The sequence below is a fragment of the Alkalibacillus almallahensis genome, assembly GCF_011761495.1.
Taxonomy (GTDB): Bacteria; Bacillota; Bacilli; order Bacillales; family Alkalibacillaceae; genus Alkalibacillus; species Alkalibacillus almallahensis.
Genome location: NZ_JAASRU010000003.1, coordinates 42,614 through 55,525, shown reverse-complemented (window position 1 = coordinate 55,525; position 12,912 = coordinate 42,614). Strand labels below are relative to the sequence as shown.

General features: G+C 37.8%; 13 protein-coding genes. 4 read left to right on the top strand and 9 right to left on the bottom strand.

Annotation, left to right across the window (positions count from 1 at the left end; genetic code table 11):
• Positions 1 to 69 precede the first annotated feature (69 nt).
• Positions 70 to 231: a hypothetical protein gene (locus tag FHR85_RS03710; RefSeq protein ID WP_167261235.1), complete on the bottom strand. Its 162-nt coding sequence runs from the start codon at positions 229 to 231 to the stop codon at positions 70 to 72.
• Positions 232 to 384: 153 nt separating this feature from the next.
• Here FHR85_RS03710 and FHR85_RS03705 point away from each other — a divergent pair, with 153 nt between their 5' ends.
• On the top strand, positions 385 to 1,332 hold the full coding sequence (locus FHR85_RS03705) for a nucleoside hydrolase (RefSeq protein WP_167261233.1): 948 nt from the start codon (positions 385 to 387) through the stop codon (positions 1,330 to 1,332).
• A gap of 101 nt (positions 1,333 to 1,433) precedes the next feature.
• On the opposite strand, the gene FHR85_RS03700 is transcribed toward FHR85_RS03705, so the two are convergent.
• The 3 genes from FHR85_RS03700 to FHR85_RS03690 all read right to left on the bottom strand — a co-directional run bounded on the left by FHR85_RS03700 (position 1,434) and on the right by FHR85_RS03690 (position 5,155).
• Entirely contained in the window at positions 1,434 to 2,282 is an 849-nt protein-coding gene (locus FHR85_RS03700) for a VOC family protein (RefSeq protein WP_167261231.1), read from the bottom strand.
• Between the two features lie 96 nt (positions 2,283 to 2,378).
• Positions 2,379 to 4,832 (bottom strand): DEAD/DEAH box helicase family protein, encoded by a 2,454-nt coding sequence (locus FHR85_RS03695; RefSeq protein WP_167261229.1) that lies wholly within the window; start codon positions 4,830 to 4,832, stop codon positions 2,379 to 2,381.
• Positions 4,832 to 5,155, bottom strand: coding sequence for a nucleoside triphosphate pyrophosphohydrolase (locus FHR85_RS03690; protein ID WP_167261227.1), 324 nt, complete (start codon positions 5,153 to 5,155; stop codon positions 4,832 to 4,834). Before FHR85_RS03690 ends, FHR85_RS03695 begins: the two co-directional genes overlap by 1 nt.
• 136 nt (positions 5,156 to 5,291) lie before the next feature.
• On the opposite strand from FHR85_RS03690, the gene FHR85_RS03685 reads away from it, so the two are divergent.
• The 3 genes from FHR85_RS03685 to FHR85_RS03675 all read left to right on the top strand — a co-directional run bounded on the left by FHR85_RS03685 (position 5,292) and on the right by FHR85_RS03675 (position 7,310).
• Positions 5,292 to 5,933, top strand: a complete 642-nt coding sequence (locus tag FHR85_RS03685) for a YusW family protein (protein ID WP_167261225.1) — start codon at positions 5,292 to 5,294, stop codon at positions 5,931 to 5,933.
• Positions 5,934 to 6,041: 108 nt separating this feature from the next.
• A complete protein-coding gene (locus tag FHR85_RS03680) occupies positions 6,042 to 6,560 on the top strand; it encodes a YusW family protein (protein WP_167261223.1) in 519 nt (172 codons plus the stop codon).
• 75 nt (positions 6,561 to 6,635) lie between these two features.
• Positions 6,636 to 7,310, top strand: a complete 675-nt coding sequence (locus tag FHR85_RS03675; RefSeq protein WP_167261221.1) for an HAD family hydrolase — start codon at positions 6,636 to 6,638, stop codon at positions 7,308 to 7,310.
• Positions 7,311 to 7,351: 41 nt separating this feature from the next.
• Here FHR85_RS03675 and FHR85_RS03670 read toward each other — a convergent pair whose 3' ends face one another.
• From FHR85_RS03670 to FHR85_RS03650, 5 genes are all read right to left on the bottom strand, one after another.
• Positions 7,352 to 7,807 carry a nucleoside deaminase gene (locus FHR85_RS03670; protein ID WP_167261219.1) on the bottom strand — a complete coding sequence of 152 codons (456 nt, stop codon included), beginning with the start codon at positions 7,805 to 7,807 and terminating at the stop codon, positions 7,352 to 7,354.
• 197 nt (positions 7,808 to 8,004) lie between these two features.
• Positions 8,005 to 9,951 (bottom strand): ABC transporter permease, encoded by a 1,947-nt coding sequence (locus tag FHR85_RS03665; RefSeq protein WP_167261217.1) that lies wholly within the window; start codon positions 9,949 to 9,951, stop codon positions 8,005 to 8,007.
• A complete protein-coding gene (locus FHR85_RS03660) occupies positions 9,941 to 10,702 on the bottom strand; it encodes an ABC transporter ATP-binding protein (RefSeq protein ID WP_167261215.1) in 762 nt (253 codons plus the stop codon). The genes FHR85_RS03665 and FHR85_RS03660 overlap by 11 nt, the downstream gene beginning before the upstream one ends.
• A gap of 234 nt (positions 10,703 to 10,936) precedes the next feature.
• Entirely contained in the window at positions 10,937 to 11,941 is a 1,005-nt protein-coding gene (locus tag FHR85_RS03655) for a sensor histidine kinase (protein WP_167261213.1), read from the bottom strand.
• Entirely contained in the window at positions 11,938 to 12,627 is a 690-nt protein-coding gene (locus tag FHR85_RS03650) for a response regulator transcription factor (protein ID WP_167261211.1), read from the bottom strand. Before FHR85_RS03650 ends, FHR85_RS03655 begins: the two co-directional genes overlap by 4 nt.
• Positions 12,628 to 12,912: the final 285 nt, after the last annotated feature.

Below are 12,912 nucleotides of genomic sequence, written 5' to 3'. Positions count from 1 at the left end.
CGTATGAGAAGGTTGCTAAGTTGATCACATTAATCATGTAGTGGCTGAAGACAAAAAATCTATTGGTCGTTATGAATTGGATCGTTTCTCAATCATGCCAAGGATCGGGCTTAGAATGAAACCTAAACCTAACCCTAGAATCACACCAGCACCTGCCTGGTCGAAAAACATTCCAATCCCTAAACCAACAAACATCCCACCTGGAATGACATAAGCTTGACGATAATCCATATGATGATCCTCCTTAAAAAGCTTTCTAATTCTATATATTCGACAAGTTAATCAAATATCCTTTGAAGGAATGTACCGAAAGAGTTTGTTGAGGTCCTAATCAAAACCTTCTATAATGATTAATAACTATCAGATGTAGAAAGGGTGAGAGGTATGTCCAAAATCATTGTTGATACAGATACAGCCGGTGATGATACGATTGCGCTACTTACAGCTATCCATCATTTTAAAGTAGAGGGTGTCACGATCACAGGGGGAAATGTTGATTTTGACCAAGAGGTGGAAAACGCACTCTACACGATCCAAGTAGCTAATCACGATCAGAAAATTCCTGTGTTCAAAGGGTATGAAGGGCCAATCTTAAATGTCGATACGACTTCACATACCACAGTCGAGGACGTACACGGGCGTGATGGCATGGGTGATTCGTTTTTTAATCAAGCCATACAGCGTCCAGAATCAGAACATGCAGTTGATTTCATCATCAAAACAGTAAAAGAAAACCCGGGTGACATATCGTTATTAGCGATTGCATCTCTCACTAATATTGCCATGGCAATCAAAAAGGATCCGACCATTGTGGAGGATTTAAACCATATTTATATCATGGGTGGTACGAATAACTCGCTAGGCAATATCACAGCAGCGGCAGAGTATAATTTCTATGTCGATCCTGAAGCGGCGCGGATTGTCTTGCATTCTGGCGTGCCCATCACGATGGTCGGGTGGGATATGTGTGTTGGATTCAGTGTATTAAATGATGATGAACATCGCGAAATCGAAGCATTAGAGACTTCTGGCTCCGAATTCTTTCGCCAGGTGAATCAAGTCGTTAAACGTTTTAACAAAGAAGTGCATCAATTAGATGGCACGACTCACCCTGATACTTTACTCGTAGCAATTGCAGCTGATGAATCTATCATGACTCAGTCTAGTCATTATTATGTTGATGTTGAAACAGAAGGTAAATTGACACGGGGCTATAGTTTGGTGGATATTAATAATCGAAGCGGCTATCAGCCAAATGTCCGAGTGTGTGAAGCCGTTGATCGAGAACGATTTAAATCAACATTGCACGACGTATTGCGTGCGATTACATAATAAAATCCCCCTTCAACCTAATGAATGCTAAGTGAGGATAAAACCTGACTTTAGCGAGTTCGTTACCTGTTGAAAGGGGGATTTGTTATATCGTGAGTTGATTAAACAACGAGACGAATGCGATTACCTGATGGATCAGTCGCGACTGCTTCACCATTTTCCTCAGTCATATCTGCGTTAATGTTATCTAATTGTTTAAGAACCGTTTGTTTCTGCTCATCACTACCTAATTGGATCGTATAGGATTTTAGGCCAGGTGAATCGTCAGCTGTTGGTGGTGCGCCGACACCATTCCAGACATTGATGCCAATATGGTGATGGTAATGGCCGTCAGCGATAAATAGTGCCTGATCGCCTAAGCGACAGACGACTTCCATACCTAACCCGTCTGTATAAAACTGTTTCGTTTGATTTAATTCAGCAACATGCAAATGAATATGTCCCATGGTGGTGTTTGCCGGAAGCCCTTGCCATCCAGAGTCACTCGCATGTTTCAAAATCTCCCCTGCATCAATTGGGTCGACCGCCATATCGACTTGACCATTTTGCCAATTCCATTCGGATGGATCGCGATCAGCATAAACTTCGATCCCGTTTCCATCTGGGTCGGAAAAATAGATAGACTCACTCACTAAGTGATCAGACGCCCCAATAGGAACATTTTGCGCTGATATATGTTTGATGAAATCCGCCAAATCCGAACGTGCAGGCAATAAAATCGCATAATGATATAACCCAGCTGTGCGACGCGACTTCTCGCTGGGCTGATCTAATGCATGTAACGTTAATAACGCCGTCTCTCCGTTAGCTGTTAACTGAGCAGTTGATGCCTCCTGATTCAATACTTGAAACCCTAAAATCTGTTTATAAAACGCAATCGCCCGCTGTAAATCAGTGACCTTCAAATCAACATGACTCACATGCGCGATCGGTGCTTGATGGAAATGCATGTGGAAAATCCCCTTCTGATTAATTACTTACTTTATGTAAGTTAGTTTAATATAGTAAGTAATAAAAGTCAATTTATTGGTTTGAAGGGACACATGCTATTCAATATTGCCAGCTCTTTTTTCAATATGGCGATGCAGTTTATATTCGCAAATTTGTTGTGTCATGCTAAAAAGACTCTCTTTATGACGATCGTTTGGATATAAATTAAAATAAAATGTATTATTTTCAAATATAGCTAATTGATCATTTCCAGTTGTCCATTTTGTCATTGGCATTGTAGCAATCAGTCGACTTAATTCAGATTGACTCATTTCCCATGGTTTTTGCCCCTTTTGATTAGGGAAGTCAGCATATTTTCGATAATCTTTCTCTAAATAAAAAGCACGGAAATAGGGCTCGACATCATCAGGTTTTATTGGCTGCAACCATTGATCTACACCTTTTGTTAATAAATAATTTAATACAATCATTTTATAGGACTTTTGCATTTGTTCCGATTCGAGTTTTTGTAACCAAGTTTGAAATTGATTAAATGTATTAATCTCATATTCAGTCAATTCATTATAGGCTTTTAAGAATGCAAAATATCCTCCGAATTTTGTTTTATATAACTTAGAATCGACCGCCCCGTATAAATGGGCTTCTTTATACGTTGGGCGTTTACCTAATAGCTTCTTTATTTGAATATAATCGTTATAAATCTTTTCTTTAATTGGACTGGATTTACGTTTTAATTCAGCTAGTAAGTCAATTACGTCAGTCTCTAAATTGATGAAGCAATCATTTGGTGCGACAGGTTCTATATTATTTTGTTTGTCATTAATATTTTGTTTGTCATTAATATTTTGTTGATTATCATTTAATAATTTTAATTTGGTTTCTGCGTAACGGTAATTACCAATTAAATCAATGATGACGCAATGATCTTTACCTGCAAATGTTCTTAACCCCCGTCCTATTTGCTGCGTGAAAACCACAAGAGATTCTGTTGGTCTGGCGAACAGTAATGTATCAACAGGAGGGATATCAATACCTTCATTAAAAAGATCTACTGTGAAAATGATATCAATTTCTCCACGTTCTAATTGATTAATCACTTGATGCCGTTCTTGCTTATTAGACTGCCCTGTTAAAACGGCTGCCTTACTGTTTTGATTGATAAAATAATTACAAAGAAACTTAGCTTGTTTGATAGTGGAGCAAAAAGCAATCGTTCGTGTTTGCCGCTTGTCTAACCATTCGTAGTATAAATGTTCAGCTCGGTCATTTTGTAGTTGTGCATTCATCAATTGTTCTTGGTCGTATTGAGTTCCTAGCCAACGTATTTGACTATAATCTATGTCATCTAACACACCATAATAATGAAATGGAGAAAGCCAACCTTTTCGAATAGCATCAATAAAACTAATATCGCACACAAGATTACCTTCACAGAGAGCTAAGATATCTTGGCCGTCAGTGCGCTCTGGTGTTGCTGTTAGTCCTAATAAAAAAGATGGATGAAAATAGTTGATGACTTTGCGATAAGTATTTGCTGCGGCGTGATGAAATTCATCAATAACGATAAGGTCGAACTCATCTACATCAAACTGTTCCAAATTATCTTGAATTGAAAGAGTTTGTATAGAAGCAAAGGTTAAGTTTGAATCTTTTTCTTTTGATGATCCATTATAAATACCAGCTGTTTCATTTAAGACGTGTTCAAATGATTTTTTTGATTGTTGTAAAATTTCTTCGCGGTGAGCGATGAATAGTACTTTTGAGTAACGTTGTGCAAAGAATGCTGAAACATACGTTTTTCCTAAACCTGTTGCTAGTGAAACCACACCTTTAGTATATCCTTCCTCTATGGTCTCATTTAATGCGTTGAGAGCGATTTGCTGAGCGGGCCTTGGCTCAGGTGTTTTACTCTCATAATTCAGGTTATCTTCAAGCATAGTCTGGTCTTGCGAATTATCGTTTGTTGGTAATGTTAATTCAATTTCTTCACGTTCTGTCCATTTTTGATTTAAATCAGGATGTTTGGCATGAAAAAGATCATACTCATATTTATAATCTTTAATCGTTTCCTCGTTAATGGATAGTGTCTGGTTATCATGAAAAAGAGCGATAAACTGATTCACTGCATCATCAAATACGTATTGGGAGGAATCATCTATCTTGATGTTCCATTCTAGGCCAGTTGTTAGGGCTGAATGAGACAAGTTAGAAGAGCCGATTACTAAGGTGCCATCCTCATTATGTTTGAATAGATATGTTTTGGGATGGAAAGAGTGTCCTGAACTTTGCCAAAGTTTCATATCAAAGTTTTCGTATTCTTGAAGTGAAATTAATTTTTTTAATGCTTTTGGTTGTGTAACATACAGATAATCTCCTGTGAGTATTTTTACATCTGCTCCAGATTGAACAGCATATTCTAAGTCATCGTATATTAATTTCACGCCTGAATCCATAATAAAAGAGCTTAAGATATAAATGGCAGACGATTCACGGAGGTATGATTGCATTTGTTGATAAAGATTTTGTGTTACAAGTGATAAATTAGACATTAGTCCTCAACCTCTTCTAAAAAGATCTTCTCATCAAACCCACCTCGTTCAGAAGCTTTCTTTTGACGTATTGCTTCGACATCGCTAATGTCAGCATCATGTACTTTGGCTAAAGCGTGGATCAATTCAAGTGCGTCGGCAAGTTCTTCTAATACCTCGTTTGTGTTTTCGGCCTCATGGATTTCATTAACTTCTTCATAGAGTTTCTTTTTTAAAGAATCAGTGTATTCTTCAGTATTTAATATGCGTGTAGAATAGGCCTTTCCAGTGTTTTCAATAATTTCAGGTATGTAATCGCGAACTAATTTCTGATAAACGGGCATTGTTATCGCTCCTTAGTATAATTTACAACCATTGTAAACAAATTGAGGATGCGATTCAATTTGCATTAAGCGTATAAATGATGGAGTTATGGACACCCCAATAAATAGAAGAACATAATCATAAGGGGTGGACTGAATGAAAAAGATTTTTGCTTTGATTTTAGGTATGGGATTGTTTTTAACAGCTTGCGGGACAACAGATGGGGCGGATCCTGACATGGGGATGACAGACCCTGATGAAGACAATGAGGAGTTAACGAGCGAGGACGAAGATGGAGTGGCTGATGGCGATCAGGCGACTGATATTAATGATGGGCCTGATGAATCGGGTGAGGATCCTGATAAGCCACAGGATCGTGATGGTGAAGAAGGGGCAGGAGTAACGGATCAAGATGCTGAATGGGATGACGATGTGAACGACATGAAGCGTGAAGCTGAAGGTGGTTTACGTCATGGCGTTGTTGATTTTGAGTTAGAGATTGATTTTCAAAATGATCAGGGTGAATGGCAGTTTGATTATGAAGTGAAGCAAGATGGTAAAAAGGCGAAGGTTGAAATCGATCAAGATCAAGAAACGGATCGTGAAGGAAGGTTAGCAGTTGAAGAAATTGAAGCGATGATTGAGAATATCAAGCCGAAACCGGATCTATCTAAGAAAAAGGCATTTCAACGGGTTTATAATCATTTAGAGCTTATGGAAGAAGAAGTGCTGGAGATTGAGTTGGATATTGATTTTGATGATGGTGATACGTTAGAGGTTTCTCATCATTATTCGTAGGTGAATTTATAAGGGGTTGATTATAGATATGAATTTGAGGACAAGTGGCTTAATAATGGAAAATACAGGGTATATAACCAGTAAATGAAGTTCATTGGGGTGAATGATATGAGATGGTCGTTTATTTTTATATTAAGTATCGTTTTAATTTTGGCTGCTTGTGGAGGCAGTGACACTGGTAATACGGGTGGAGATGCTTCTGGTGAAGAGAACAGCACGTCGACTAATCAAGAAGATAAAGCTAATTCGGATGATTCAAATACGGAGAATACACAAAGTGAAGATTCGAATTCAGATGAACGAGACTTATTTCAAGATGTCATTAGTTATGAATTAGAAATTGAATTTAGTAATGGTGACGAGTGGAGCTATGATTATGAAGTAGAAAATGACGGTAAGAATGCTGAGATTGAACGAGATGGTGAGTCAGACCTGGACGGAAGTGAAGCAATAGATGAAGTAGAAAATATGATTGAAGCGGTTCAGCCAGCGCCTGATTTATCATATGATGAAGCGCTACAACGAGTCTATAATCATTTAGATATCAACCAAGACGATGTTGAAGAGGTTGAATTGGATGTTGATTTTGAAAATGGTGACACATTAGAAATCGAGCGACCATCTTAATCGATTAGCTTTTGTATGTCTCTGTCGTTTTATGTGCTAGAATGGTAAAAAAGCATGCAAAACGGAGGCATAAACATGGCAGTCGTAACAGTCGATTTCGATGGTACATTATATCAAGGTGATTCGTTTAAAGTCATGTTTCAAGTGGCGAAGAAGGATTATGGAGTAAAAGAATGGTCCGTTGTGGGCGCAGGCTTAGTGAAAAGTTTTGTCTTAGGTGTTGTAAAAGGAAAAACAGCATTTAAGCATGAGTTTTTTAGAAGTTTTGCCAGGTCGTTTAAAGGAAAGACACAAGAAGAGTTAGCAGAGTTTTTTGATCAATTAGCACGTCATGACTTGGAACGTGTGAATTATGATTTAGTTGAGACGGTGAAACAGCATCAAAATAATGGTGATGATGTCGTTGTATTATCAGGTGCGCTAATGCCATTTTTAAAAGCGTTCACGCGAGAAGTTGGTCTAACTGATGTTGAAACGATTGGGACACAGTTAGTGTTCGATTCAGAGGGCGTGTGCCGTGGCCAAATTGGTCGTATTGTGAATGGGGATGAAAAAGTAGAACATTTACAAAATTGGCTGAAGTCAAATGGACGCGATCGAGAAACTGAAACCTTATATGCTTATGCCGATAGTGAAACAGATGAGCCACTATTTCAATTTGTCGATTATCCCTATGTGGTTAATCCAGACGAAAGGTTGAAACAAATGGCTGTTCAAAAGGGTTGGTTCTCGTACGAGCCGACTAAATAAGTAATCCGGGTGCTTGCATAGAGTGAGCACCCGGATTTTTATTATTGATGGCGTTTTTTATACATTTGCATCGGGTTATAAGTATCTTCATCTAATGCCATTTGTTTCATTGGGTGTGTGCGTTCTGCTGGATCTTTTTGTAGATCGTCAGCCACCTGTTTGGATTTGACGAGACCTGCATCAACTGCTTCGTCTGATGATTGAGCGTAGTAAGTTTCTTGGATACCTGCATATGCCATGGCAGAATAGCACATCGGACAAGGTTCACCGCTTGCGTACATGGTGACATTTGATAAATCATTCGTTTGTAGTAATTTTTGCGCTTGGCGGATGGCAACCATTTCAGCATGACCACTGACATCATAGCGATTGTGCAACTGATTAACACCTTCAGCGATGATTTCGCCATCTTGTACGAGAACAGCCCCGAACGGTTGGCCACCTTCTTTGATATTATTAGCAGCTAATTTAATCGCATGTTGCATAAATTCGTCCATTATTTGAGCCTCCTAGGATGAGTTAGCTTGTCTGATTTATTTTAACATATCATGTGTGCGTGAGTGAGTTATGAGATAAGTGCGTTTAGTTTTGAAATAAGTAGGTCTATTTATTTCAAAAATGGAGTGATTAATGAAATAACTAGGGGCAGTGATCCTAATAACTAATCTATAGTCATAAAAAAAGAAGCACTCGTTTAGAGAGCTTCTCGAATAACTTTCTTATAATATAAAACGGACAGAATTCCGAAGATGGAATACAGTGCGGTGTAGAGTCCCATCACAATTAACATAGGTGTCCAGACTTCTGAACCGAAGAAGAACCAGCCTGACTGTACGGCAAAGTAACTGTGCAATAGTCCAACAACTAAAGGAATACCAAAATTGAACATTTGTTTGATCTGAATCCCTTTAATTAAGTCTCCTTCTGTGAAACCTAACTTTCTTAAAATGGTATAGCTTGGTTTTTCGCTTTCACTTTCATCCATTTGTTTAAAGTAAAGGACACAACCTGATGTAACTAAGAATGTTAGACCTAGAAAGCCCACAATAAACATCATTAGTCCCATATTCATTTTCTGATCTCGACTTGATTGTAATTGTGATTCGTTGCCGCCCTTATCAAGGTTTTCTTGATGGAAGATGGTGTTGGCGCGTTCCAAGTTTGCGGCGTCACTAATATTAATGCCTGTGTAGACTAGTGAGCTTTTTTGGATATCTGGATTCATATTGTCTTTAAGTTTTTCATAAATGGATTGATCAACGACCCCTAACGGCATGCCACCACCGTTTGTGTAGTATGATGACACAAGGTAGTCACGGTTTAAGCCTGCAAAATCTTGCTTGATCACATTATCTTGGGCTTTTAGTTCAATTTCTCCTGAGTCTTCAATGGTCATATAAGTCTGCATTAAATCTGAATAGCCTGTTAATAATGTTTCGTCCTCTGATAGTTCAATATCGTCAAAATCTTCGTCACTTACGATTGGTAGTGGTAGTTCAGAGGTGTCGACGTTCGTATTGTCCATATTGACGTCGAGAATTTCACTAACATCTGAGGTGACTTGAAATACTTCGACTTGATTTTTGTCATAAGAAATCCCTTCATCATTCAATGCTTGCGTAAATGTTTCTATACTTTCTTCATTGACTAGCGCAAAGTCAGCGACTACGAAATCTTCTGCGGTCTGTTCAGCTGAATAATAAGCGATATAACTTAAGCTCAGAAGACCAATCGAAAGAGCTGAGACAGTAGTTATAATCGTGAGTAATAATGCATTCGACTTCATTCGGAACATAATAGATGACAATGATAACACTTTATTGATACTTAAATAGCCATTGTTTTGTTTACGAATGAGTTGGAATATGAAGGCTACTGACCCTTTGTAAAACAGGTAGGTCCCAATTATGACGGATCCTAAAATAAAAGCCATAGCTGAAAACAGTTGAGTGACAGTATTGAAATCACCATCAAACAGCTTTTGTGAAACATAGTAGCCAGAGCCAATCATTACAATTCCAAGAATGCCGATTATTATTTGCCAAATAGACATCTTTTTAACCTTAACTTCAGTTGATTGACGAACTTGGAATAATGCTAGGATGCTTTGTCTTTTAATAAAAATAGAGTTCATTAACATAATCAGTAAATAAATACCGATAAATACGAGCAAGGTTTGAATTAAGGCTTCAGATGAGAAGCGTAAGGTCGCCACAGCTTCTACACCAGTAATCTTAAAAACGATCATGACAATTAGTTTAGAGATTGAAAACCCAACTAGAATACCAATCGCAACTGATGAGAAATAAATAATGAAGTTTTCAATGCTAAGAATCTTAATGATTCGGTTCTTTGTCATGCCGATTAATTGGAAAAGCCCAATTTCACTGCTACGCCGTTTAATAAATAAGCTATTCGCATAGATGAGAAAGAATCCGACGATTGCTACTAATAAGATTGACCCGGCTTTTATTGCGGCTTCTCCCCGTACAGATCCTTTGGTGGCATCCATCGACGGATCATACTGCAACGTCACAAAGGCAAAGTAAATCGCGACACTAAAAATTAAAGCAAATACATAAAGGTAATAGTTGCTCAAATTTTTTCTGAGGTTACGGATCATCAGTTGATTAATGCTCATGTTGAACCCCGCCTAACACACCCTGTGTTTTCATAATGTCTTTAAAGAAGCTTTGTCGGTCTTCATGTCCTTTGTTAAGTTGTGAATAGATTTGCCCATCCTTAATGAAAATCACGCGACTACTATAGCTTGCTGCAACTGGATCATGTGTCACCATCATAATCGTGGATTCACGGTTGTTATTCAGTTCACTTAATTTGTCTAATAGGTTAGAGGCCGATTTAGAATCTAGTGCGCCCGTTGGTTCATCAGCAAAAATAATACTCGGTTCGTGAATAAATGCACGTGCGGCTGACGTTCGTTGCTTTTGTCCACCTGAAATTTCATTCGGATATTTATCTCGAGCGTCATAGATGCCTAGTTCATTAGCGACTGCTTCGAATCGCTCATTAGCTTGAGATCTCGACACTTTTTGAATTGAGAGTGGTAGAAGTATGTTTTCTTTAACCGTTAGTGTGTCTAGTAAGTTATACTCCTGAAAAATGAAGCCTAAGTTATATTTGCGAAACTCGGCTAGCTTTTTTGATTTCATGTTCGTGATCATGCTTCCATCAATCTTAATCGTGCCTTGGCTAACTTGATCGATGGAAGAAAGAACATTAAGTAGCGTCGTTTTCCCAGAACCAGATGCCCCCATAATACTGACAAATTCACCTTTTTCAATGTTGAGGTCAATGCCTTGTATAACTTCTTGTTTATTAAATTTGTTTCCGTAGCTTTTATGAATTTTTTGAGCCTCTAAAATGTTCATGGTTAGTACTCCTTTCAATGAATCTGAATTAATTGTATAAGGGGGACGGGTTTGTTTTCCTTCACTTCACCTAACAATTAAACGATGAATGTGACATTTTTGTCATTCGGCTTGTTGTTTAAAGGTAGTCGTGTTTTGGGTTAGTAGAATTTTTAACTTTCAATTGGAGGTTGATCGTAATCGGAGCCTAACTTTAATTTCATGAAACATGATGAATCATTAATAGATGTTTCATCATGTTTCCGTAATAGCCACGAAATCATTTCTTTTAGGGAAAATTAGCTTGATTGCTGTGCCTTCACCAAGTTCGGATTTGACCTGAATATTAATTTGTAAAGATTCTGAGACTTGTTTCGTCAGATAGAGCCCCATACCAGTTGCTGAGTTGTCTTGATGGGTGGCAGTTGATGTGAACCCTTTTTCAAAAATCCTTGGCATATCCTTAGCGTCAATTCCCCGGCCGTGGTCTTGAATGATTAAAATCGTTTGGTTGTTGTTTTGTTCACTACTAATTTCGATATCTGAGTTCTCACTGTATTTCACAGCATTAGATAGAATCTGCCTAATGATAAAAGCTAGCCATTTGCCGTCAGTTAACACGGTTTCAACTTCCAGATTAATGTCAAAACCGATCTTCTTATGGATACACCACGATTTTAATGCTTTAATTTCTTGATAGATTATGGGTTCAAGTTCTGTTTTTTCTATATAAAGGTCATTCTCGATAAAGGACATGCGTTTTTTATGTAATTGTTGATCGAGTAATAAATGGACACGGAGCCACTCATAATTGAGGTCAGCTTTTAACGCGTTGTCTTCAATTCGGTCGATGATGAGTTGCATGGCTGTAAGTGGCGTTTTAACTTCGTGAATCCATGAAAGGAGTTCATTTTTTTCTTGTTCTAACGATGTACGGTTCTGAGACTCTAATTGTTTTAGGTGTTCAGCTTGTTCAGATAAGTTATGGTAGACTATTTTTTCAAAGGGTGAAGCGGGCGCTGTTAACTCTGATTCATCAAATTCATTAATCCAAGTAGTTAGAGACTGATAAAACTTGGATTCTTTAACGAAGCGAACAGTAAGGAATAAAACAAAGATGGTGCTCGATAGGAAAACGTAATATGAAATCGAATCCATAGATATATTAGGGTCAATATAAGCTATGAACACCAGTAAGAGTTGTAAAAGTATAAATAACATAATCCAACTGCGACGCTCGATTAAAAACTTCCCAATCATGATGAAGGCACCTCTTTTGCTAAATATCCTTGTCCTACTTTGGTTTCGATGTTTTGTCCCAGACCAATCTCATCTAAACGTTTTCTAAGGCGATTGACGTTAACGGTTAGAGTATTATCGCTGATAAACCGTTCATCTTCCCATAATTGGTGAATCAATTCGTCGCGACTGACGATTTTGTTTTTATGTTCAATTAAAGTTTTTAAGATGTAAGTTTCATTTTTGGTGAGCTCAATTGTTCCATTGTCGTTTGACACGCTATTTTTTTCATAATCAACTGTAGCGCCGCACCATGTTTTAAGGTGGATCTGGTCATTATTGTAGTTGTACACACGACGCAGTGTCGCTTGAACCTTCGCAATTAAGACATCAAAGTGAAAAGGTTTCTGTATGTAATCATCAGCACCTAGTTGCATGGACATCACCATATCAGTTGGGTGGTCTCTGGATGATAGAAAAATAATGGGTACATTAGAATGATTGCGAATCATTCGGCACCAGTGAAACCCATCATACTTGGGAAGTTGGATATCGATGATGACAAGATCCGGTTTAACTTCACTGAATTCTTCCATTACTTTTTCAAAATTAGATATACCGTACACATCATAAGACCATTGAGTTAAACGCTCTCTAATCTCAGAAAAAAGTGACTCATCGTCTTCGATGACTAATAACTTAAACATGATGATCCCTCACAATCTAGAAATACTTGTTAACGTAAGTATAAATGGAGTTTATTGGCAAGACAAGGTGGAGCTAGACGGGCTGATGGGGGGGCTGTTTTTGAATTGTTAAACAATTGGATCCAATTGTTTAATAATTCAGATAGACTGTCTAATAATCTAAGTAGAGTGTTTAACAATTCAAGTCGATTATTTAATAAATGGGGGGAAATGTTGATTAATAATGAGCGGCATGAAATAAATTTTTCACACACCCTTGAAATGAAATGCTTTATGAAATAAAAT